The 22,061-nt window shown below is 70.9% G+C and carries 21 protein-coding genes; 6 read left to right on the forward strand and 15 right to left on the reverse strand.

Features of this window, described 5'->3' with window-relative positions:
* Positions 1–26 precede the first annotated feature (26 nt).
* Positions 27–752 carry a lysophospholipid acyltransferase family protein gene (locus ACIHCQ_RS36905; RefSeq protein WP_399672587.1) on the reverse strand — a complete coding sequence of 242 codons (726 nt, stop codon included), beginning with the start codon at positions 750–752 and terminating at the stop codon, positions 27–29.
* A 145-nt stretch (positions 753–897) separates the two neighbouring features.
* Between ACIHCQ_RS36905 and ACIHCQ_RS36910 the strand changes: the two genes are divergently transcribed.
* Both ACIHCQ_RS36910 and ACIHCQ_RS36915 read left to right on the forward strand, forming a co-directional pair.
* Complete coding sequence (locus ACIHCQ_RS36910) at positions 898–1,677, forward strand: alpha/beta hydrolase (protein WP_399672589.1); 780 nt, start codon at positions 898–900, stop codon at positions 1,675–1,677.
* Positions 1,670–2,341: a hypothetical protein gene (locus tag ACIHCQ_RS36915; protein ID WP_399672591.1), complete on the forward strand. Its 672-nt coding sequence runs from the start codon at positions 1,670–1,672 to the stop codon at positions 2,339–2,341. The genes ACIHCQ_RS36910 and ACIHCQ_RS36915 overlap by 8 nt, the downstream gene beginning before the upstream one ends.
* A gap of 9 nt (positions 2,342–2,350) precedes the next feature.
* On the opposite strand, the gene ACIHCQ_RS36920 is transcribed toward ACIHCQ_RS36915, so the two are convergent.
* The 6 genes from ACIHCQ_RS36920 to ACIHCQ_RS36945 form a co-directional block, all read right to left on the reverse strand.
* A complete protein-coding gene (locus ACIHCQ_RS36920) occupies positions 2,351–3,103 on the reverse strand; it encodes an endonuclease/exonuclease/phosphatase family protein (protein WP_399672593.1) in 753 nt (250 codons plus the stop codon).
* Between the two features lie 227 nt (positions 3,104–3,330).
* Positions 3,331–4,272, reverse strand: coding sequence for an ROK family glucokinase (locus ACIHCQ_RS36925; protein ID WP_399672595.1), 942 nt, complete (start codon positions 4,270–4,272; stop codon positions 3,331–3,333).
* Positions 4,273–4,337: 65 nt separating this feature from the next.
* On the reverse strand, positions 4,338–4,790 hold the full coding sequence (locus ACIHCQ_RS36930; protein ID WP_399672597.1) for a DUF5304 domain-containing protein: 453 nt from the start codon (positions 4,788–4,790) through the stop codon (positions 4,338–4,340).
* Between the two features lie 63 nt (positions 4,791–4,853).
* A complete protein-coding gene (locus ACIHCQ_RS36935) occupies positions 4,854–6,050 on the reverse strand; it encodes an ArsA family ATPase (RefSeq protein WP_399672599.1) in 1,197 nt (398 codons plus the stop codon).
* Entirely contained in the window at positions 6,050–6,511 is a 462-nt protein-coding gene (locus ACIHCQ_RS36940; RefSeq protein ID WP_399672601.1) for an SRPBCC family protein, read from the reverse strand. The genes ACIHCQ_RS36935 and ACIHCQ_RS36940 overlap by 1 nt, the downstream gene beginning before the upstream one ends.
* Positions 6,512–6,622: 111 nt before the next feature.
* The gene (locus tag ACIHCQ_RS36945) at positions 6,623–7,408 is read right to left on the reverse strand and encodes a metallophosphoesterase (protein WP_399672602.1); all 786 of its coding nucleotides are present in this window, start codon (positions 7,406–7,408) and stop codon (positions 6,623–6,625) included.
* A 292-nt stretch (positions 7,409–7,700) separates the two neighbouring features.
* On the opposite strand from ACIHCQ_RS36945, the gene ACIHCQ_RS36950 reads away from it, so the two are divergent.
* Positions 7,701–9,497: an AMP-dependent synthetase/ligase gene (locus tag ACIHCQ_RS36950; protein ID WP_399672604.1), complete on the forward strand. Its 1,797-nt coding sequence runs from the start codon at positions 7,701–7,703 to the stop codon at positions 9,495–9,497.
* 6 nt (positions 9,498–9,503) lie between these two features.
* On the opposite strand, the gene ACIHCQ_RS36955 is transcribed toward ACIHCQ_RS36950, so the two are convergent.
* Together ACIHCQ_RS36955 and ACIHCQ_RS36960 are read right to left on the reverse strand one after the other, a co-directional pair.
* On the reverse strand, positions 9,504–11,132 hold the full coding sequence (locus ACIHCQ_RS36955) for a GMC oxidoreductase (protein WP_399672606.1): 1,629 nt from the start codon (positions 11,130–11,132) through the stop codon (positions 9,504–9,506).
* 159 nt (positions 11,133–11,291) lie between these two features.
* Positions 11,292–12,434: a glycosyltransferase family 4 protein gene (locus tag ACIHCQ_RS36960; protein WP_399672608.1), complete on the reverse strand. Its 1,143-nt coding sequence runs from the start codon at positions 12,432–12,434 to the stop codon at positions 11,292–11,294.
* Between the two features lie 101 nt (positions 12,435–12,535).
* Between ACIHCQ_RS36960 and ACIHCQ_RS36965 the strand changes: the two genes are divergently transcribed.
* Positions 12,536–13,807 carry a glycosyltransferase 87 family protein gene (locus ACIHCQ_RS36965; protein WP_399672610.1) on the forward strand — a complete coding sequence of 424 codons (1,272 nt, stop codon included), beginning with the start codon at positions 12,536–12,538 and terminating at the stop codon, positions 13,805–13,807.
* Between the two features lie 63 nt (positions 13,808–13,870).
* Here the strand turns inward: ACIHCQ_RS36965 and ACIHCQ_RS36970 are convergent, their stop codons facing one another.
* The 5 genes from ACIHCQ_RS36970 to ACIHCQ_RS36990 form a co-directional block, all read right to left on the reverse strand.
* Positions 13,871–15,136, reverse strand: coding sequence for a hypothetical protein (locus ACIHCQ_RS36970; protein ID WP_399672612.1), 1,266 nt, complete (start codon positions 15,134–15,136; stop codon positions 13,871–13,873).
* Between the two features lie 40 nt (positions 15,137–15,176).
* Complete coding sequence (locus tag ACIHCQ_RS36975) at positions 15,177–16,211, reverse strand: NlpC/P60 family protein (protein ID WP_399672614.1); 1,035 nt, start codon at positions 16,209–16,211, stop codon at positions 15,177–15,179.
* A gap of 193 nt (positions 16,212–16,404) precedes the next feature.
* The gene (locus ACIHCQ_RS36980; protein ID WP_399672616.1) at positions 16,405–17,433 is read right to left on the reverse strand and encodes an NlpC/P60 family protein; all 1,029 of its coding nucleotides are present in this window, start codon (positions 17,431–17,433) and stop codon (positions 16,405–16,407) included.
* Between the two features lie 340 nt (positions 17,434–17,773).
* Positions 17,774–19,135, reverse strand: coding sequence for an NYN domain-containing protein (locus ACIHCQ_RS36985; protein WP_399672618.1), 1,362 nt, complete (start codon positions 19,133–19,135; stop codon positions 17,774–17,776).
* 35 nt (positions 19,136–19,170) lie between these two features.
* Positions 19,171–19,413: a hypothetical protein gene (locus tag ACIHCQ_RS36990; protein ID WP_399672620.1), complete on the reverse strand. Its 243-nt coding sequence runs from the start codon at positions 19,411–19,413 to the stop codon at positions 19,171–19,173.
* Positions 19,414–19,584: 171 nt separating this feature from the next.
* Here ACIHCQ_RS36990 and ACIHCQ_RS36995 point away from each other — a divergent pair, with 171 nt between their 5' ends.
* The gene (locus ACIHCQ_RS36995; RefSeq protein ID WP_399672622.1) at positions 19,585–20,307 is read left to right on the forward strand and encodes a rhomboid family intramembrane serine protease; all 723 of its coding nucleotides are present in this window, start codon (positions 19,585–19,587) and stop codon (positions 20,305–20,307) included.
* Positions 20,304–20,585, forward strand: a complete 282-nt coding sequence (locus tag ACIHCQ_RS37000) for an Lrp/AsnC family transcriptional regulator (protein WP_266543481.1) — start codon at positions 20,304–20,306, stop codon at positions 20,583–20,585. The genes ACIHCQ_RS36995 and ACIHCQ_RS37000 overlap by 4 nt, the downstream gene beginning before the upstream one ends.
* A gap of 12 nt (positions 20,586–20,597) precedes the next feature.
* On the opposite strand, the gene ACIHCQ_RS37005 is transcribed toward ACIHCQ_RS37000, so the two are convergent.
* Complete coding sequence (locus tag ACIHCQ_RS37005; RefSeq protein WP_399672624.1) at positions 20,598–21,959, reverse strand: aminotransferase class V-fold PLP-dependent enzyme; 1,362 nt, start codon at positions 21,957–21,959, stop codon at positions 20,598–20,600.
* Between the last annotated feature and the right edge of the window lie 102 nt (positions 21,960–22,061).

Below are 22,061 nucleotides of genomic sequence, written 5' to 3' on the forward strand. Positions count from 1 at the left end.
GGCGAATGAACCGCGGAACCGCGCGACTACGCGGCCGGGCGCTGTTCCGTCGTCGTCGCCGCTGACTTCTGTTCCGCGAGCCGGCGCTTGGCGGCGGTCGCGTAGATGTCGACGTACTCCTGGCCGGACAGCTTCATGATCTCGTACATGACCTCGTCGGTCAGCGAGCGCAGGATGAAGCGGTCGCTCTCCATGCCGCGGTAGCGGCTGAAGTCGAGCGGCTTGCCGATCCGGATCCCCGGGCGCATCAGCTTGGGCACCACCTTGCCGGGCGGCTGGATCTTCTCGGTGTCGATCATGGCTACGGGGATGACAGGAGCGCCGGTGGCGAGCGCCACGCGCGCGAGGCCACCCGGCTTGCCGCGGTAGAGACGGCCGTCCGGGGAACGGGTGCCCTCGGGGTAGATGCCGAAGAGGCCGCCCGCCTCGATCACCGCCATACCGGCCTTGATCGCCGCCTCGCCCGCGCCGCGGGCGCCCGAGCGGTCCACCGGGAGCTGCCCGACGCCCCTGAAGAAGGCCGCGGTGAGCTTGCCCTTCACACCCGGCGAGGTGAAGTACTCCGCCTTGGCGATAAAGGTGACCTTGCGGTCGAGGACCGCCGGGAGGAAGAACGAGTCGGAGAAGGACAGGTGGTTGCTCGCCAGGATCGCCGGCCCCTCGGCGGGAATGTTCTCAAGGCCCTCCACCCACGGCCTGAAGGCAAGCTTCAGTCCGCTGCCGAGAGAGAGCTTCAGCGCGCCGTAGATCAACTCGAATGCCTCCTGTGTGCTGTCGAACAGACCTTAACCCTTGGTGGAGGAGCAGGGATGCCTGCGCATCTGGTCGGTGTCGGCCCCGTCGCGTACGGTGAAGGACACCTTCAGACACTGACGCGCTTACGAACAGGAGCCCCTGGTGCCGGTCCTTCCTGGAGCCGAGCCATACCGCCACGAGGGCGGAGAGGTCGGCGTTCTTCTCTGCCACGGATTCACCGGTTGCCCCCAGTCGCTGCGCCCCTGGGCCGGATATCTGGCGGAGCGCGGTCTCACGGTGTCGCTGCCGCTGCTGCCGGGACACGGCACGCGCTGGCAGGACCTGCAGGTAACCGGCTGGCAGGACTGGTACGCGGAGGTGGACCGCGAGCTGCGGGAACTGCGGCAGCGGTGCGAGCAGGTCTTCGTCTTCGGGCTCTCGATGGGCGCCGCGCTCGCGCTGCGGCTCGCCGCGAAGCACGGGGACGCGGTGCGGGGCCTGGTCCTGGTGAACCCGGCCAACAAGGTGCACGGCCTGTCCGCGTACGCCCTGCCCGTCGCCCGCCACCTTGTGCGTACGTCAAAGGGGATCACGAGCGACATCGCCAAGGAGGGCGTGACGGAGCTCGGCTACGACAAGGTGCCGCTGCACGCCGCGAACTCCCTGCGGAATCTCTTTCAGCTGGTCGACGGCGAGCTGCCGCAGGTCACGCAGCCGATGCTGCTGCTGCACAGCCCGCAGGACCATGTCGTGCCGCCCGCCGACTCGGCCCGGATCCTGAGCCGGGTCTCATCGGTCGATGTTTCCGAGGTCCTGCTGGAACAGAGCTACCACGTCGCGACGTTGGACCACGATGCGGAGCGAATTTTCGACCAGAGTTACGCGTTCATCGGCCGGCTCGCTCCGAGTATCGGGAAGAAGGGGAGCACGACCGGTGGCTGAGCAGCACGACGCGGACCGCGAGCCGCAGCCGATTGACGAGGAGGCCGCCTGGGCGGCCATCGTCGCCGGGTACGGCGATGAGCCGGCGGACCCGCCGGGTGCGAAGCCCTTCAAGTCGGTGGAAGACCTCGCCGTGCTGGAGGGCGGGGTGAACACGTCCCCGAAAGACACGAAGGACCGGAAGAAGCCGAAGGACACGAAGGACACGGACGCGGACGCGGACGCGGAGAAGGACAAGGGCGCGGAGCCTGAAGCCGGGGCTGGGGCCGGGGCCGCGGCTGACCTCGAAGCCGATCCGGAGGGGGACAAGCCCGCTCTGGGCAGCTCGATCACCTTCGCCCCCGGCGTCGGGGGCGGCGGCCCGCGCGACTACAGCGTCGCCGAGCCCAAGGAGGAGGACCTCGACGAGAGCGACGAGGGCCACTTCGTACCGCCGGAGCCGCCGCCCCTGCCGGAAGCCGATGTCACGGCCAAGTTCGGCTGGATCGGGGTCCTGGGCGGGCCGATGCTGATGCTGCTCGCCGTGCTGTTGCAGTGGAACATGACGTGGTGGCTGACCACGCTCTGTATCGGCGGTTTCCTGGGCGGCTTCGTCACGCTGGTGGCCCGGATGTCGCACGGCGACGACGAGGACGACGACCCGGGCCGCGGCGCGGTGGTCTGACCTCTCCGGTCAGGGGGCGGGGACGCGTAGCGCTGCCAGCACCGGCAGGTGGTCCGTGGCCGCGAGCAGATCGGAGCGGGTGAGGCCGGGGAGGTGCGAGGGCACGCCGCAGCCCAGCACTTCGATGCCTTTCGTCGCGAAGATCGCATCGATCCGCTGGTGCGGGTTCTCGGGCGTCGAGGTGTACTCGTCCCCCCAGGGCGCGACCGCCCAGCAGTCCTGGAGCTCCGCGGCGAGCCGGCGGAAACTCCGCCCGGTGGGCCGGTCATTGAGGTCGCCGGCCGCGATCGCGTACGGCGCGTCCAGGGCCTTCAGCCGGTCGAGGAGCATCCCGGCCTGCGCGTAGCGTTCGTCGGCCTGAAGGCTCAGATGGCAGCTGAGCAGCCCGATCCGGGCCTCACCGATCCGTACCACCGCCGTGGCGAAACCGCGCCGGTGCAGGCCGGGTGTGTGCGGCAGCAGCACATCCTCCGTGCGCTCCGCGCTCGCGCGCAGCGAGCAGAGCAGCAGCGGTCCTGTCGCGGTCGCTCCGCCGGTCAGGACGACCAGATCGGTCTTGGCGGCGAGCCGGGCGGCGTGCTTGCGCCAGCGGAAGAAGCGCGGGGCCTCCTGGATGAACACCAGGTCGGGTTCGCAGGCGCGGATTACGCGGGCGACGGCGTCTTCGTCGTCGCGGAGGGAGCGGATGTTGTAGCTGAGGACGCGGATGACGGTGGAACCGTCTGGGTCGGTGCGGGAGTTGGGTAGTGGGGTGATCGCCATGCGCAGCAAGATACGCGGCGGGCCGCTTGTCGGGGCGCTGCCCCGAGCCCCGCGCCTCAATCGCCGGCGGGGCTGGTTTTCCGCCGGACAGGCTCACTAGCCCGCCCGGCGAATACCGCAACCATCAATTGAGCAACCCCAACGGCGACCAGCCACATCCGCGAGAGCGGCGGCGGTTCAGCCGCAAAAGAGGGCGAGAGCGGCGGCGGTTCAGCCGCAAAGGCCTACTAGCCCTGGCGGGCCAGGTCCGCCGCGCCCACCAGGCCCGCCTTGCCGCCCAGCTTGGCCGCCAGCACTTGGGCGTGCGGGCGCCACTGGCCGCCGATCAGCCAGCGGCGGAAGGACTTGCGGATCGGGTCGAGGACCAGTTCGCCCTCGTCCGAGACGCCGCCGCCCACGATGAACGCCGACGGGTCGAAGAGCGACGCCAGGTCCGCCAGGCCCGCGCCCGCCCAGCGCGCCAGTTCGCGGAAGGAGTCGATCGCGACCGGGTCGCCCTGCCGGGCCGCGGCGCTGATGTGCTTGCCCTCGATGCCTTGGGGCGTGCCGTCGCCGAGGGCGAGGAGGATCCCCGCGTTCTCCGGGGTGGCGTTGGCGCGCTGCTTCGCGTACCGGACGAGGGCGCGCCCGGAGGCGTACTGCTCCCAGCAGCCCTGACTGCCGCAGCCGCAGAGCAGACCGTCCGGGACCACCCGGATGTGGCCGAACTCCGCGGCCACGCCGAAGCGTCCGCGGCGCAGCTTGTTGCCGATGATGATGCCGCCGCCGAGCCCGGTGCCGAGGGTGATGCAGATGACGTCTTCGTGGCCCTGGCCCGCGCCGAAGCGGTACTCGCCCCACGCCGCGGCGTTGGCGTCGTTCTCCACCACCACGGGCAGCCCGACGCGCTGTTCGACCTTGTCCTTCAGCGGCTCGTGACGCCAGTCGATGTTCGGCGCGAACAGGACGGTGGCACGCTTGTTGTCCACGTATCCGGCGGCGCCGATGCCGACGGCCTCGATCTGGTGGCCCTTGCCCGCCCCGGCGACGGCCGCGCAGATCGCGTCAACGATGCCTTCGGGGGTCGACGGCGTCGGCACCTTGTGTGTCTCAAGAATGGTGCCCTCTTCGTCGACGACACCCGCCGCGATCTTCGTGCCGCCGATGTCGACGCCGATGGTGAGTCCCATGTGTCCCTCAGTATTCGGTCAAGCCCCGCTACCGCCAACGTTACCCGAGGGCAAGCGCCCGACCGTCAGTCGTCCAGGTCGATCTGCTCGCTCGGCCCGGGCCCCTCGTCGCGCGGGTCACTGGGTTCGTTGGCTGCCTTCTCGTCCTTCGGGCCCTGTGTCCAGCGTCGCTCATGCCCCTCGACTGCCGAGCGATAGGCGGCCAGCAGTTCGCCGCCCGCCGCCGCGAGGTGGTCGAAGATCGCCGGGTTCCGCTCGATGACCGGCTCGACGGCCGACTTCGCCTGGTTGACCAGCTGCTGTACGGCGCTCTGCGCGGCCATGCCCGGCAGCGACGACTGGAACGAGGTGACCTTGTCGGCGACCGCGTCGAGGAGTTTGCGCAGCTCTTCACCCGCGGAGCCGGGCGGCGTCCCGTACTGCTCGCGGCGGCGGGCCTTCTCGGCCTCCAGGTCCTCGGCGCACGCCTTGGCCCAGGCGTCGGCGTCGACGTCGGGACGCTCGGTGGCATCGCTCATGGCGTACTCCTGCGGAATGAGGGGGTTCGTACACTCGACGTTACCCGAACAGTGGTACGGCGTTCAGCGGGCACGCGGCCACAGTTCGGGGTCCGGTGTGAAGCGGACGCCGAGTACGCCGTCCGCCAGGCCCGCGCCCGAGACCGTGCAGCGGCGCAACGCGGACGGCAGCGGAAGGATTCTGCGGAACGGGCCCACGGTGAGCAGCAGTTCATCCCCACGGCGGACCAGCCCGAGTTCCTCCTTGACGGCGCCGGGCAGCGGGAGCCGCCAGACCAGCACCCCTTCCTCCGCGCGCCGGTCCTCGACCTGCCACCCGGCAGTCTCGGTGCCGGTCGCCTCGGTCCCGGGCAGCGTGAGGCCGTCGAGGCCGTCAAGGTCATCGAGGTCGTCGAGGCCGCGCGGGTCCCGGCCGAGGTGGCGCACCTCGTGGAGCGCGACCCCGGGCGCCCACTCCTCGTACCACTCCCGCAGGCACTTTTCCTGCTGTGCGAACAGTCCCGCCAGCCAGGGATCCGCCGAGACCGGCGGCAGCAGCCGGTTCGGTACGAGGGCGTCGACCCGCAGTTCGTGCAGCGCGAGCCCGGTGCGGGCGGTGCGCAGGGCGTCGGCCGCCGTGGGCCCCGGCTCGGCGACCACCCGTAGCGTCGTGGCGGCGGATCCGATCAGCGTCTGGACGTCCGCGAGCTCCGCGTCCCAGCGGTCGGCGGTCTCGTACAGCCACTGCGCGGGCATCGGTACGCCCGCGAGCTGGGCGAGCATCGGGCGCAGCGCGCGGGCCGCCTGCCGTTCGGGTGGCAGCAGCCTGCCCAGATAGCGGCGCAGCTGCTCGGGCAGCGCGAGCAGGGCGATGGTGTCACGCAGCGGTGGCATATCGGCCACGACGACGTCCCAGGAGCCGTGCGCGGCGGTCCGCAGCGCACGCAGCAGGGCGAACTGCTCGCTGCCGGGGAGTTCGGTCAGCTCCTCGTCCTCCAGCCGGCCCGCGCCCAGCAGGTCGAGCGCGCCGGAGCTGCGTTCCTGGAGTGAGAGCAGTTCGGCGCGGAAGTCGGCGCCGGAGTCGATCCGGGCGGCCCAGAGACCGGGCGTCACCTCGGTCGGCTCGTCGGGGGGAGCGGTGACGGGCACACCGAGGATGTCGCCGGGTTCGGCGGACAGGAAGAGCGCGCGCCTGCCGCGCCGGGCGGCGGCGAGGGCGGTCGCCGCGGCGACGGTGGTACGGCCCGCGCCGCCCGGTCCGGTGACGAGGACCGTACGCATCAGGCCGCGGGGCCGACTGCGGGACCGCTCTCGACGCGCTTCTTCAGACCCGCCAGGGCCCGGTCGATGATGACCTTCTCGGCCTTGCGCTTGATCATGCCGAGCATGGGGATCTTGACATCGACGGTCAGCTGGTAGGTGACCTCGGTGCGGTCACCGCCGCCCACCGCGGCCAGGCTGTACGAGCCGTCGATGGCGCGCAGCATCTGGGACTTCACCAGCGTCCAGCTGACCTGGTTGTCGCCGTTCCAGGTGTACGCGAGGGTGTGGTCGTCCTTGATCGCTCCCGCGTCGAGGACGAGGCGGACCTGCTCGGCACGGCCCTTGGCGTCGGTGGAGAGGACTTCCGCCTCCTTCACCTCGCCGGTCCACTCCGGATAGCGGCCGAAGTCGGAGATCACGCCCATCACATCGGCCGGCGCCGCCTCGATCGTGATGCTAGAGCTGGTGTGTTCCGCCATTGCTGCGGCTCCTCACAATGCGGTACGGACCGGGGGTGTGGTGTGCAGGCTATCGCGACCCGGCATGCCATCACTCCAGGGCCCGGTCCGGCCCGGTCTCACCCCCCGATCTCACCACTGGAGGGAGAAGGGCCGCCCGGTCGAGGCGAAATGACCGACGTTCACGCACTCCGTCGCGCCGACGCGCATCCGGCGGACGATCGGCTGGTGCACATGGCCGAAAAGCGCGTACCGGGGGCGGGTTCTGCGGATGGCGTCCAGCAGGGCGTGGCTGCCGCGCTCGAAGCGGCGCGCGACGGTGTCGTACGTCAGCTCCGGGACCTCCGGCGGAATGTGCGAGCAGAGCACATCGACCTCGCCCAGCGCCTCGATCTTGGCGGCGTACTCCTCGTCGGAGATCTCGTACGGGGTGTTCATGGCGGTGCGCAGACCGCCGCCGACGAAGCCGAAGACCCGGCCGCCGATCTCGACGCGCTCGCCGTCGAGGACGGTGGTGCCCGGCCCCGCGTACTCCTGCCAGAGCGCCGGCATGTCGACATTGCCGTAGGTGGCGTACGTCGGCGTCGGGAAGGCCGCGAACAGCTCGGCGTACTGGCGCCGCACGGCCGACTCGATGGCGCTCGCCGGGTCCATGTCCAGCTCGGCCCAGAGTCTGCGTCCCAGCTCCCGGGCCTCCTCGTACCGGCGCGCGGTGCGCAGCGCCACGATGAGGTGGGCGTTGTCGACGCCGAACAGGTCCGGGAAAATGCCGCGCGAGTGGTCGGCGTAGTCGAGGAAGAGGACGAGGTCGCCGAGGCAGATCAGCGCGTCGGCGCCATCGCCCGCCGTGGCGAGATCTTTGGCGTTTCCGTGCACGTCACTGATCACATTGACCCGCACAGTTCGCCTGTCGCCCATGGCGATCACCCTAGAACGCCCGCCGTCCGGCTGGTAGATCGGGGACCCACCGGGCGGGCGGACCAGCCGTTCTTCCTGCCCGTAACACGCGTGGACTACTCTGCGCGAAGTACTGCCATATACGTGTGACGCAGCGAACATCTGGCCGGAACCCCCTATCCGGAACCAGTACTGATCGGTAACGTCCGAGCAGTCCAGCCGTGCTCGACCCCACCGAGCATGCCCGATCTTGGACCGCAGTCGGTGCATCACACAGAGCCGTGGCGCCGGCGCCCGATGAGGAGCAGCAGTCTTGCGCGAGTTCAGCCTTCCGGCCCTGTACGAGGTCCCCACGGACGGCAACCTGACGGATCTCATCCGCCGCAATGCCGCTCAGCATTCCGATGTGGCGGTCATGGCCCGCAAAGTGGCGGGCGTCTGGACGGACGTCACCGCCACCCAGTTCCTCGCGGAGGTGCGCGCCACCGCCAAGGGCCTGATCGCCGCGGGCATCGAGCCCGGTGACAGAGTCGGGCTGATGTCGCGTACCCGCTACGAATGGGTGCGGCTCGACTTCGCGATCTGGAGCGCCGGAGCGGTCAGCGTCCCGGTGTACGAAACGAGTTCGGCTGAGCAGGTGCAGTGGATCCTGAGCGACTCGGGCGCGGTCGCGGTCGTCGTGGAGAGCGAGACGCACGCCGCCGCCGTAGAGTCCGTACGCGACCGGCTGCCCGCCCTGCGTGACGTCTGGCAGATCGAGAAGGGCGCGGTCGAGGAACTGACCGTGGCGGGCGCGGAGATCAGCGAGGAGACCGTCGACAAGCGCAGCGCCAGCGCGAAGGCGGACGACCCGGCGACGATCGTCTACACCTCGGGCACCACCGGCCGCCCCAAGGGCTGTGTGCTCACGCACCGCAGCTTCTTCGCGGAGTGCGGCAATGCGGTGGAGCGGCTGGGGCCCCTGTTCCGTACGGGCGAGTGCTCGGTGCTGCTGTTCCTGCCCGCCGCGCATGTCTTCGGGCGGCTGGTCGAGATCGCCGCCGTGATGGCGCCGATCAAGCTCGGCTGCGTACCGGACATCAAGAACCTCACCGAAGAGCTGGCCTCTTTCCGGCCCACGCTGATTCTCGGCGTGCCGCGCGTCTTCGAGAAGGTCTACAACGCGGCGCGCGCCAAGGCGCAGGCGGACGGCAAGGGCAAGATCTTCGACAAGGCGGCGCAGACGGCGATCACGTACAGCCGCGCGCTGGAGAACCCCGGCGGGCCCTCGCTGGGTCTCAAGGTCAAGCACAAGGTCTTCGACCGGCTCGTGTACAGCAAGCTGCGGGCGGTGCTCGGCGGGCGCGGCGAGTACGCGATCTCCGGCGGCGCGCCGCTGGGCGAGCGGCTCGGGCACTTCTACCGCGGTATCGGTTTCACGGTGCTGGAGGGCTACGGCCTCACCGAGTCGTGCGCGGCGACCACCTTCAACCCGTGGGACCGGCAGAAGATCGGCACGGTCGGTCAGCCGCTGCCGGGCTCGGTGGTGCGGATCGCGGACGACGGGGAGGTGCTGCTGCACGGCGAGCACATCTTCCAGGGGTACTGGGACAACAAGGCGGCGACCGCCGAGGCGCTGGCCGACGGCTGGTTCCACACGGGCGACATCGGCACCCTGGATGAGGACGGCTATCTCGCGATCACGGGCCGCAAGAAGGAGATCCTGGTCACCGCGGGCGGCAAGAACGTCGCTCCCGCGGTGATCGAGGACCGCATCCGCGCGCACGCTCTGATCGCGGAGTGCATGGTGGTGGGCGACGGGCGGCCGTTCGTGGGCGCGCTGGTCACCCTGGACGAGGAGTTCCTGGGGCGCTGGGCCGCGGAGCACGGCAAGCGGGCCGGGTCCACGGCCGCTTCACTGTGCGACGACCCTGACCTGCTGGCGGAGATCCAGCGGGCGGTGGACGACGGCAACGCGGCCGTCTCCAAGGCGGAATCGGTGCGGAAGTTCCGCATTCTCGGCTCCCAGTTCACTGAGGAGGCGGGGCATATCACCCCGTCGCTGAAGCTGAAGCGGAATGTGGTGGCGAAGGACTTCGCCGACGAGATCGAGGGGATCTACCGGAGCTGACCTCGGCTACCGGAGCTGATCCTCCAGCAGGATCCGTTCCAGGGCGCGTTCGGCGAGCGCGGTGATGGTGAGGAACGGATTGACGCCGATGGAGCCGGGGACGAGCGCTCCATCGGTGACGTAGATCCCCGGCGCGCCGCGCACACGGCCGTAGTCGTCGGTCGCCCGGCCGAGCACGCAGCCGCCCAGCGGGTGGTACGTGAAGTCGTCGGCGAAGGTCTTGTTGCCGCCGAAGAGGTCGTACCGGTAGATGGTGGCGTTGGCTCTGTTGACGCGGTCGAAGAGGTTCGTGGCCGCGGTGACGGAGGGCTGGTTCTGGGACCGGGACCAGTGGAGTTTCGCGGAGTCGGTGGCGGCGTCGTACGAGAGAGTGCCGCGCTCGGGGTTCTGGGTGATCGCCAGGTAGAGGCTGATCCAGTGCTCGAAGCCCATCGGCAGCGGCGCTATCTCCGCGAAGACGGGGTGCGTGGGGTTGGCCCAGTCGTCGATGGCCAGGGCGGGCATGGTCGCCTGGTTCGCGCCGACGGTGTCCCAGACGTGGTTGGCGCGGCCCGTCATCACATTGCCGTTGTTGCCCCAGCCCTTGCCGACCTCGGGGCTGAGGTCGGGCAGGGTGCCTCTCTCTCGGGCGCGCAGCAGGAGTTCGGTGGTGCCGAGGCTGCCCGCGCCGAGGAAGAGGCGCTGACAGCCGATCTCCCGCGTTTCGACAACCTTGCCCAGTTCGTCCGTACGGTCGACGGTCAGGACGTAGCCGGTGGCGGGCTCCTTGCGGATCGCCCTGGCCCGGTTCATGGTCTGGATGGTGACGTTGCCGGTGGCGAGCGCGGCGGCGAGGTAGGTCTTGTCGAGGCTGCGCTTTCCGTGATTGTTGCCGTAGATGACCTCACCGGCGAGCGCCGACTTCGTGGCCTGGCCCGCGGCCTCGCGCCGCATATGAGCGAAGTCGTAGACGCTCGGCACGAAGACGGTCTTCAGGCCGGTGTTCTGGGCGTGGGTGCGGGAGATCCGCGAGAAGCGGTACCACTCGGTGGACTCGAACCAGGCCGGGTCCACGGTGTTGACGCCCAGCAGCTGCCGGGCCCGCGGGAAGTAGGTGCCGTACATCGCCGCGGCGTCGACCCGGGGCAGGACCTGCGAGAAGTACGTACGCGGCGGGGTCACCGCCATGGCCCCGTTGACGAGCGATCCGCCGCCGACGCCCCGGCCGAGGAAGACGGACATGTCGGTGTGGCGTACCCGGTCGAGTACGCCGGGGTAGGGGCTGATGTTCTTGTTGACGACGTCCAGCCAGAGGAATGTGGCGAGCGGCGCCTCGGTGCGGGTGCGGAACCACATGGAGCGGTGGTCGGGCGCCGAGGTGGAGCAGAAGACCTTGCCGTCCGGGCCGGTGCCTGTGGTGCTGTCCCAGAGCCGGCCCATCTCCAGGACGAGGGTGCGGATGCCCGCCTGACCGAGGCGGAGGGCGGCGACGGCCGCGCCGTAGCCGGAGCCGATGACGACGGCGGGGGCGTAGTCGGCGGCGAGGGGCTCCCGGGCGGCTGCCGAGGCCAGACCAATGCGGGTGAAGCCGAGCGCGGAGGCCACCTGCAGGGCGGCGATGCCCAGCATGTGACGGCGCGTCAGTTGTGGGTTCATGTCGCGAGCATGGGCGGAATTTCAAGTTCCGGCCATATCTGGCGCGTGTTGAACTGACGCTCCGTCAAAAAATGCTGTACGTGCCTCACCGGAATGTACGGAGAAGTGTTCGGAAAGCGGTCAGACAGGCCAGGGAGGTTCAGAGAGGTCCAGAGAGGTTCAGAGAAGGGCGCGCAGCTGCTCGGCCAGCAGGTCCCAGCGCCACTTCTCCTCGACCCACTCCCGGCCGCGCTCCCCCATCCGCCGCCGCAGCTGCGGATCCTCGAGCAGCGCGACGATCCGCTCCGCCGACTCCGCCGGCGAACCGCCGCGGACCACCCACCCCGTCTCTCCGTCGAGTACGGCGTCGGGCGCCCCGCCCGAGTCGCCCGCGACGACCGGCAGCCCGGTCGCCGATGCCTCCAGGTACACGATTCCGAGGCCCTCGACGTCGAGACCGCCCCGCCGGGTACGGCAGGGCATGGCGAAGACGTCGCCCGCGCCGAAGTGGGCGGGCAGCTCCGCCCACGGGACGGGGCCCGTGAAGCGTACGGAGTCGGCGACCCCGGTCTGGCGGGCGAGCCCGCGCAGCTCCTTGTCGTACGGGCCGCCGCCGACGATCAGCAGTACCGCGTCCGGCACCTTCGCCAGGATCGCGGGCAGCGCGCGTATCAGCGTGTCCTGGCCCTTGCGCTCCACCAGCCGGGACACGCACACCACGACCGGCCTGCCGGCGAGACCGAGCCGCTCGCGGACCGCGTCCCCGCCCGAGCCGGGGTGGAAGGTCTTCTCGTCGACGCCGGGCGGCAGTTGCACCATGCGTCCGGCGGCCTCGGCGGTGAGCGCGGTCGCGATGCGGGAGCGGGTGTACTCGCCGAGATAGGTGATCGTGTCCGTGGACTCGCCGATCCGGCGCAGCAGCTGCCGCGCCGCGGGCAACTGCGCCCACCCCGCCTCATGCCCATGGGTGGTGGCCACGAGCCTGCGCGCGCCCGCCTTGCGCAGGGCGGGCGCCATCAGCCCGAGCGGGGCCGCCGCGCCGAACCACACGGACGTACAGCCGTGCTCGCGCAGCAGCTGGGTCGCCCTCCGGGTGACGCGGGGGGTCGGCAGCAGCATGGTCGTACGGTCCCGTACGACGGTGAAGGGCTGCTCGGCGTCGAACGCGGCGGTCGCCTCGGCGCCCTCGCGGCCACGCTTCCAGGTGGAGGCGTAGACGACGACGCGCTCGGGGTCCAGGCGCAGCGCCATGTTGTGCAGGAACGCCTGGATGCCACCGGGCCTGGGCGGGAAGTCGTTGGTCACGACGAGGGTCTTGTGCATCGCCGCCGACAGTACCGAACGGCCCTGCCTGATCGCTCCGGCGCGGTCTCGCCCGGCATCATGGGCACGTCCCATCCCGGACGAACAGGGACGAGGTGCCCATGAGCGGCGGCAGCGGGAGCAGCGAACGGCTCTCCTTCGGTGTGTGGATCCCCACTGCGTGGATCCTCACCAGGACCGCGCTGCTGCTCTGCGTGCTCAAGGTCGTGGCGTTCCCCGGCCCCGATGTCACGACCGACGTGTCGGTGATCTACCAGAGCTGGTACGAGGTGCTGCAGACGGGCGTCTATCCGCTGGACGACGTCACCTGGCAGTACCCGCCCGCCGCCGCGCTCGCGATCCTCTCGCCCGGCCTGTTGCTGCCCTTCCTCGGCTATCCCACGGCCTTCTTCGTTCTCACGCTGCTGTGCGACGCGTTCGTGCTCGGCCTGCTGCGGGTCAAGCGGGTCGAGGAGAAGGAAGGCGGCGGCTCGCGGCGCGGCATGTGGGTGTGGGTGGCGGGCGTGCCGCTGCTCGGCCCGACCGCGTACGCCCGTTACGACCTGATGGTGACGGCCGTCGCCGTCGCGGCCCTCCTCGCCGCGGCGCGCAGTCCGCGCGCGCTGGGTGCGCTGGCGGGCTTCGGCGCGCTGCTGAAGGTGTGGCCGCTGCTGCTGCTCACGGGGACCCCGCGCGGCGAGACCACGCGCCGCTCGTGGGCCACGGCGGCGGGGACGGTGGCCGTCCTCACGGTGCTGCTCGCCGCCGCGCTGCCGGGGTCGCTGGCGTTTCTGACCTTCCAGCGCGACCGGGGCACGGAGGTGGAGTCGCTGGGCGGGCTTGTCTTCCATGTGGCGCGGCACTTCGGCTGGCGGGGGGACGTGCTGCTGAGCTACGGCTCGATGGAGTTCCTGGGCCCGTATGTCCCGCTCGTCTCCACTCTCTCGCTCGCGCTCACGGTTCTCGCGCTGGGCTGGCTGGCGGTGTGGCGGCTGCGAGCCCGCGAGTTCGGGCCGAGTACGCCGTGCGACGCGGCGTTCGCGGCGGTACTGCTGTTCACGACGACGAGCCGGGTGATCAGCCCCCAGTACATGATCTGGCTGGTGGGCCTGGCCGCGGCGTGCCTGGCCTTCCGGGCGAGCCGGATGGCGCGGCCCGCGTGGATGGTGCTGGCGGCGACGGGCGTGACGCTGCTGGAATTCCCGCTCTGGTTCTCGCATGTGGTGGCGAGCGACGCTCTGGGGGTGCTGCTGATGGCGGTACGCAACGGGCTGCTGGTCGCGGCGTCGCTGACGGCCTGCCGGCGGCTGTGGCGGCAGACGGTGACCGGGCCGGACCGCCGGGGGGCCGGAGCCGCGCGGTCGCCGCGCGACGACTCACAGCTGGCGTCATGAGCCATGGCAGGTCAGTGGGACGGCAGGTCGGTGTGCCGCCCGCTCGGCCTGCCTGCGCAGCGATCAGCCGTCCAGCCGCTCCCGCAGATACGCCCGCCACCGCACCGTGAAGTCCTCCGGCGTCGTGGAGAGCACCTCGCCCATCGCCTTCTCCACCGCGCCCTGCCGGTGCTTGCCCGCCCCCACCGCCCGGTAGAACCCCGTCAGCCGCTTCTCGCCCCACCGCTCGCCCATCAGCTCGCACGCCAGCCAGCCCCCCTCGTACGCCCGCCCCAGCGCCTCGGCGTCCCCGCTGAAAGCGAAGTCCTTGTCCTCCGGCAGCGCGGCGGGCACCTCGCCGCGCCGCACCGCTCGCTGGAGCTCGGGGGCGATCTGCGCGGCCGTACGGCTCGTGGAGCGGTACGCGACCCAGTCCGCGAAGCCCTCGGAGAGCCATACCGGAGTGGCCGCCGACGTATGCGCGCGGGTGGCCACGTGGGTGGTCTCGTGGGTGAGCACGATGTTCTGGCCGAAGTCGCCAAGCACTCCGTACGCCTCGGGGTTGACGATCACCCGGTCCGCGGGCGCCGACCCGGGAGCCGAGCCCGTCTCGCCCGTGGTGACCGCCGCGATCCCCCGGTACCCGGCCGCCTCTCCGCCCAGCAGCGCGCCCATCGCGTCCAGCGAGGCGGGCACCAGGACGACCACGCGCCCCGCCCACCGCGACGGCCAGGCGCCGGAGACCGCGGGCACCGCGCGGTCGGCGGTCGCCGCGAGGGCGCGCAGGCGCTCGGTGTCCTGGCCGACGGCGAGGACGAGGCTGTGCCTGCCCCGTACGACCTGGACGGCGCCCTGCTGCCAGAGCTGCTGGGCCGCGGCCCCGGCCGCGCCCCTGGCCGCGCGGTCGGCCGTCACATACCAGCGGCCGTCGCCTTCGCCGTCATCCTCGCCTTCGCGGAGCTCCAGCGTGCGCGAAACACTTACGGGGGCGGTGTCGTACCCGGTCAGCCGGTAACGCAGTTCGGCCTCGGCGACGGCCCCGTCCCCCTGGCGCCTCACCTCGCCCAGCCGGTACTCCCAGGAGCTCAGCGGTACGTCCGCGAGGTTCTGAAACTCCCGCAGCTGCGCCGCCCGCAGCTGCGGGACGTCGGGCGCGAGGGCGGCCAGATACGCGGCGCGGTCGCGGGCCAGGACCGCGGCGGCCCGGCCGTCCAGCGTCCGCCGGATGCCGCGCACGGCGGCCCGGGACACCTCGGGGCCGCCCGAGCAGCCGGACGCCAGCAGTACGGCGAGGCCCAGCCCCGCCGTACTCCGTATCGCCTCACGCCTGGTGCGCCCCTGACCTGCCACCCTGCCGATCGTACGGAACGCGGAAGGAGTCAGAGACCCCTCAGACGCGCGTGACCCCCGTGACCGGCATCATTCCGACCGGGTCGTAGCGCACCGGCGCGCCGGGGTAGGGCGCGTGCACCACCTGGCCGTTGCCCATGTACATCGCGATATGACTGGCGTCGCCGCGGTACGTCACCAGGTCGCCAGGTCGCGCCTCGGCCGGCGCGACCTGGCGGCCCGCGTACCGCTGCGCCTGCGAGGTGCGCGGCAGCGCGACGCCCGCCTGCGCGTACGCCCACTGGGTGAGCCCCGAACAGTCGAAGCCGTACGGCCCGTTGGCACCCCACACATAGGGGCGGCCGATGGCGGTGCGGACCGCCATCATCGCGACGGCCGCCCGCGCCGACGCGGGCGCGAGGGCGGAGAGGCCGGGCAGCGCCTCGCGGCCGGAGCCCGAGCGCGAGGCCCGGTCGAAGGCCGCGCGTTCCCTGGACGTCAGGGAGTTCAGCAGCCGCCGGGCCGCGCCGAGTTTGTGCTCGACGGCACGCTTGTGACGGGCGACGGCGGCCCGGCTGCGCTCCAGCTCGGCGAGGTCGCGGCCCGCCTCCGCGCGCTCCTGGCCGAGCTCCCGCTGTGCCCGCCGCAGCTCCCGCAGAAGGCTCGTCTGCCGCTCGCCGGCCCGGTCCAGGTGCGCGGCCTTGTCGAGGTAGCTGTCGGGGTTCTCCGAGAGCAGCAGGGCGAGCGCGGGGTCCATGCCGCCCGAGCGGTACTGCGCGCTCGCCGCCGAACCGAGCGCTCCCCGCATGCGGTTGATGCGCTCCTGGCCACGGGCCACGCTGTCCCGGGCCCGCGTCACCCGCTCCCGTAGCCGCTCCACCCGCTCACCGGCCTTGTTGAACTCCTCGGTGGCCCGCTCGGCCTCTTCGTAGAGCCGGTCGACCCTGGCGCGCGCCGCCTCCGGGGTGTCGCGCGGGTCTGCGCTCGCGGGTCCGCCGCCGAGGGCCGCGGCGGCCGTCGCCGCCGCGGCCGACAGGACGGTGACCCGGGCGCTCTGGGTGAATCCGGGCTGTGCGGGTCGGCGATGGGACGCCACAGGCCGCGCTCCCTTCCGCTGCACTCAGCTGCAGCCGGCTGGTACGAGGGATCTTGCGCGGCAGAGAGTAGCGGGGCGCACACGGAACGGCCAAAGACCGTGCGGGCACAAAAACTGACGCCCCGCCGGAGACCACAGGTCACCAGCGGGGCGTAGCGTCAGCGAGAGTTGACCTACATCGCCCGTTCGGGCGTCATATGCGTACGCCGAACTGGAAGTCGCCGGCCCACTCCATGGACTCGTAGCGCACCACGGTGCCCGGCTTGGGGGCGTGGATCACCGTGTCCCCGCCCACGAAGAGGCCCACGTGGCTCAGACCGCTGAAGAAGACCAGATCGCCGGGGCGCAGGTCGCCGCGTCCGATCCGGGTGCCTTCCTCGGCCTGGGTGTAGGTGGTTCGCGTGATGCTCACACCGGCCTGGCGGTACGACCACTGGGTCAGGCCCGAGCAGTCGTAGGAGTTGGGGCCCTCGGCGCCGGAGACGTACGGCTTCCCGAGCTGGCTCTGAGCGGCGGAGAGAGCGGCGGCGGCACGGCCCGAGGCCGCGGGAGCATCGCTGCCGAGATCGGCCCGGGGGGTGGCGCGGCTGGCGCGGTCTTCGTCGGCGCTCTTGATCGCGGCGCGCTCCTGCGCGGTGAGCGAGTTCAGCAGCTTCTGCGCGGCAGCGAGCTTGACCTGGACGTCCTTCTTCTTCGTACCGAGTTCCTTGCGGATCTCAGCCAGGTCGTCGAGCTTGCCTTCCGCCTCCGCACGCTGCTGCGCGAGGGTCCGCTGCTTGGCCTGGATCTTGGTGAGCGCCTCGGTCTGCTTGGCACCGAGCTGGTCCAGCGCCGAGGCCTTGTCCAGATAGGTGTCCGGGTCGGCGGAGAGGAAGAGCTGCAAGGAGGGGTCGATGCCGCCGGAGCGGTACTGGGCGCTCGCCACCGAACCGAGGCCGTCGCGCAGGGTGTTGAGCTCGTCCTGACCGCGGGCGACCTTGTCCTGGAGGGCGTCGATCTCCTTGTCGAGCTTCTCCTGCTTGACCTCGGCCGCCGTGGCCTTCTCGGTGGCCACCTCCGCCTCTTCGTAGAGCTTGTCGACCTTCTCCTTGACCTCGCTCTTGCTCGGCGTCGGGGCGGCCTGAGCGGCCTGGGAGGTCAGCGCTACGGCAGCGGCGGCGGTCGCGGTGAGCACGGTGACGCGGGCGCGGCTCGGCTGCTTGGGACGACGGTGGGACGCCACGAAGGCGAGCTCCTTCTTCCTCAGAGCCGCCTACCGGGCAGTGCGGGGGACGAGCCCCGGCGTCCGCGCTTCATATCCCCGGGGAAAGGATCGAACTTCACGGACTCGGCGGTTCCTTCGCTGTCGCCCCGGATGGGCGATCAACCGCGCGAAGGTTCGAGGCCTGACCTTAGTGATGTTCTTGTGATCAGTTCAAATCCTGATGAGGAAAATTCTTACCCAGGAGGGAATTCTTTACTCACACCACACGCGTAGTAGTGGCAACTTGACACTACGTCCGCCTATCGGGCGGCTAATTCGGTCATTTGGCATGCGAGTTGGCCAGACGCGACATACGCGCCTAGACGCGCGAAAGCCGCCTCAGCAGCAGCGCGGACGCGACCGGGCGGGCGCCCGCCTTCGCCACTCCGTCGGCGACCTCGCGGTCGGTGGAGACCACGACCACGGGACGGCCCGGCGGCTCCGCCCGTACCAGCTGACGGATCAGCTCGTCCGCGGTCACGCCCGCCTTCGAGAACAGCACCCGCACTCCGCGCGGCGGCGCGAGCAGCACGGGCGCGGCCAGCTCCGCCCCGTCGAAGACACAGGTGATCTCGGCGCCGGTCTGCGCCGCGAGCATCGAAAGACCGCCCAGCAGCCGCAGCCGCTGCCGCTCCAGCGGCATCGTCGGATAGCCGCTCTTGGTGACGTTGTAGCCGTCGACCACCAGGTGCGCCTGCGGCAGCGCCATCAACTGGTCCAGCAGGGCCGGATCGGTCTCGGAGAGCGCGCGGGCCGCGATGTCCTTGGGCGACATCCGGCCGGGCTGGACCGCGTCCACCGTGTCCGCGGGATGGATACCCGCGGGCGGCAGAGCCAGCTCGCGGCGCAGCCCCTGCGCCGCGTCGAGCACCGTGTCCAGCAGCAGCCGCAGCCGCATGTCCTCGACCGACCGGCCCTCGCGGGCGGCCCGGCGGCCCGCCTCCACGGCCGCCTCCGCCTCGGTGAGGCGCGCCCTGAGCCGCCGGCCCTCGCTCTCGGCGGCCGAGACCCGCGCCGCGGCCTCCGACTTGACCGACTCCAGCTCGGCGTCGCTGCGGCGCAGGGCGGCCTCGCCGCGCTTGATGTCGCTGTGGGCGCTGCGCAGCTTGCGGCGGAGCGATTCGGCTTCCTTGCGGGCCGTCTCCAGCTCCGTACGCAGCCGCTCGGTCTCGCTCTTGATCTGGCCTCGCGCCTCGGTGAGCTCTTCGCGCAGCCGCTCCAGCTCGCGCCTGCCCGCCTCGTCGGCGCGCTCGGCGTCCGCGCGCTGGGCCTCCTCGCCCGCGGCGGCGACGAGTTTCACCCATCCGGTGGGGCGCAGTACGTAGGCGAGGGCGGCCACATCGACGGGATCGGCGGCGGCGGGCGGCGACCCGGACTCCAGCGCCCCGACGAGCTCCGGCTCGGCCTGGCTGAGCTTCTCGCCGATACGCTGCCGGAACAGCGGGTCGCTCTCCAGCGCGGCGGCCATCGCGTTGCCCGCGAATTTGACGCGCCGGGTCGGGGTGAACCGGGCGTACTGCCGCAGCTGGACGGGAAGTTCGGTGACGGTCAGACCGCCGAAGGCGTCCGAGACCATCGCGACGACCCTGCGCCGTACCCTTTCGGGCAGCGGGCGGTCGAGCGCCTCGGCGGCGTCACCGGCCGCGCCGGCCGGTTCCGCGCCGCTTGCAGGCTGCTCCACAGTCCGTCACCCCACTACCCGTTCGGACCGCTCCGTCAGGAGCCGACGCCCGGCCTGTCCACCAGCTCGATCTGGTCCACCGCATTGCACCAACGGCAGCGCACCGACTCGATGGTCTCACTGACCACGTCACGCTCTTCGACCTTGGGTTCTCCCGCAAGGTCCAGATGGACGTATTCGACGACCTTGGAGGAGCGAGTCACATCGAAGCGAGTGAGGTTGCCGCATAGGGTGCAGCGCCAGCGGGTCAGGGCCGTCGGCTGGGGAACCGTCGTCATCGTGCTGTCCTCTTTCGCCGTGCGCGTGCACCTGCGGGTGCGAGTGCCGTCGAGCTGTGCGTGTACGGAGGTACTGCCTGTTCACTTCCTGCAACCCTACGGCCTCGCGGGTACCCGCCGACGCGGCGAGGCACTCTGTACCGTTCGGCCCCGGTACGCCATGCTCTGTCCATGATCGGTTGGTGGGGTACGGTCCGGGGCGCGGCCTCGGGACCCGCGGTGACATACGGCACGATCGCGGCCTGCTGTGCGGTGTTCGTCCTCAGCCCCATCTCGGGCCTCAATCCTTCGTACGGCATCGGTGACGCGCTGCTCACGGCGCAGAGCGCGTACTTCGAACGCTGGGGTGTGATCCCCGCGGACCTGATGAGCAGCTCCCCCGGCACCCTGCTCACCCCTCTCACCGCACTGTTCATCCATGGCAGTTGGCTGCACCTGCTGGGCAATATGCTCTTTCTGTACGTCTTCGGCGCGATGGCCGAGGAACGGATGGGCCGGCTGGAGTTCGGCCTCTTCTACCTGGGCTGCGGTTACCTGGCACTGCTCGCGTACGCGGCGGCCAACGCCGAATCGGAACAGACCCTGGTGGGAGCGTCCGGGGCGATCTCGGGTGTGCTCGGCGCTTTTCTGTACCTCTTCCCGAAGGCCCGGGTCACCAGTCTTTTTCCTTTCCTGTTCTTCCTGCCGCTGCGTTTCCCGGCGTGGATCGTGCTGATCTTCTGGTTCGTGCTGCAGTGGCTGGCGGCTCGGGGAGCGGGCAGCGGGCCGGGGGTGGCGTATCTGGCGCATCTGGTGGGGTTCGGGATCGGGTTTCTCTACGCATGGGGACGTTTCCGGCAGGGGACTAGAGTGAAGGCCCCATCAGCGGCCACCGAGGGAGAAAGCCAACCGTGATCACCGCGATCGTGCTCATCAAGACCAGCGTGGACCGCATCCCGGAGATCGCCGAGTCGATCGCCGCGCTGGACAGCGTCAGCGAGGTCTTCTCCGTCACCGGTACGTACGACTTGATCGCCATGGTGCGGGTGGCCAAACACGACGATCTGGCGGACGTCATCCCGGGCCGGATCAGCAAGATCCAGGGCGTGGAGGGCACGGACACCCATGTGGCGTTCCGTACGTACTCGCAGCACGACCTGGAGGCGGCCTTCGCGATCGGCCTGGACGCGTAGGCCGGGTTGGTCTCAGACCGCCGGGACGCAGCGGCCGTCCTCGGTCCGGTACGTCCACTGCGCGCCGTCGCTGACCAGCTCCTTCACCGCCCGTACGAAGCGCTCCACGTGCTCGTCCGGGGTGCCCGCGCCGAAGCTGACCCGGATCGCGTTGAGCGACTTCTCGCCCGGCTCCGCCTCCGGCGCGCCGCACTCGCCCGCCTCCTGCGGGTCGCTGCCCAGCAGCGTCCGCACCAGGGGGTGCGCGCAGAAGAGGCCGTCGCGTACGCCGATCCCGTACTCCGCCGAGAGCGCCGCCGCGAAGTGCGAGCTGTTCCAGCCCTCGACCACGAAGGAGATGACGCCCACGCGCGGAGCGTCGTCCCCGAAGAGCGAGAGCACCTTGACCTGCTCCACCTCCGCGAGGCCCGCACGGACCCTGGTGACGAGCCGCTGCTCACGTGCGACGAGTGTGTCGAAGCCCGCCTCGGTGAGCGCCTTGCAGGCGGCGGCGATCGCGTAGACCCCGATCACATTCGGCGAACCGGCCTCGTGGCGGGCCTCCGTGGTGTGCCAGTCGACGTCCACGCCGCCGTCCGCACGCCGGGCGACCCTGCGGGAGGCACCGCCGCCCGCGAGGTACGGCTCCGCATCCTGAAACCAGTCCGCACGGCCCGCGAGGACACCCGAGCCGAACGGCGCGTACAGCTTGTGCCCGGAGAACGCGACCCAGTCGACGTCCAAGTCCCGTACGGATACGGGGTGGTGGGGCGCGAGCTGGGCAGCGTCCAGCACGATCCGGGCGCCGTGCGCATGGGACGCGGCCGCCAGCTCCCGTACCGGCCACAGCTCGCCGGTGACGTTCGACGCGCCCGTGACGCAGACCAGCGCGGGGCCGTACGGGTCACGCCCGGCGAGGGCGCGCTCCAGCGTCGCGACGGCCTCGGCGGGGGTGCGCGGGGCGTTCAGGTAGGTCACCTGGGCGTTGCGCCACGGCAGCAGTGAGGCGTGGTGCTCCGTCTCGAAGACGAAGACCTGGCAGTCGGCGGGGAGCGCCGCGGCGAGCAGGTTGAGGGAGTCGGTCGTGGACCGGGTGAAGACGACCTGGTCGCCGGCGCGGCAGTCGAGGAACTCCGCGACCGTCGCGCGGCTGCTCTCGAAGAGGTCGGTGGACAGCTGCGAGAGGTAACCGGCACCCCGGTGCACGCTGCCGTAGTACGGGGCGTAGGCGGCCACGTCGTCCCATACGCGCTGGAGGGCGGGGGCGCTCGCCGCGTAGTCGAGGGCGGCGTAGGTGACTTCGCCGCCGGTGACGAGTGGAACGGTCACATCGTGGCCGAGTACGGGGAGCGGCGCGGCGGAGAGCGTGGTGGGCGTGGTCAGGCGTGCGGACATGGCGATATCTCCTGGCAGGGCAAGGCGGAATGAGACTCTGCTGAAGAGGGGGGCGTGACGCCCTATCGCATTCGCTTGCTCACGAGACTGCTCCCTTGAGGA

The organism is Streptomyces sp. NPDC052236, from assembly GCF_044548015.1.
In the GTDB taxonomy this organism is placed as follows: domain Bacteria; phylum Actinomycetota; class Actinomycetes; order Streptomycetales; family Streptomycetaceae; genus Streptomyces.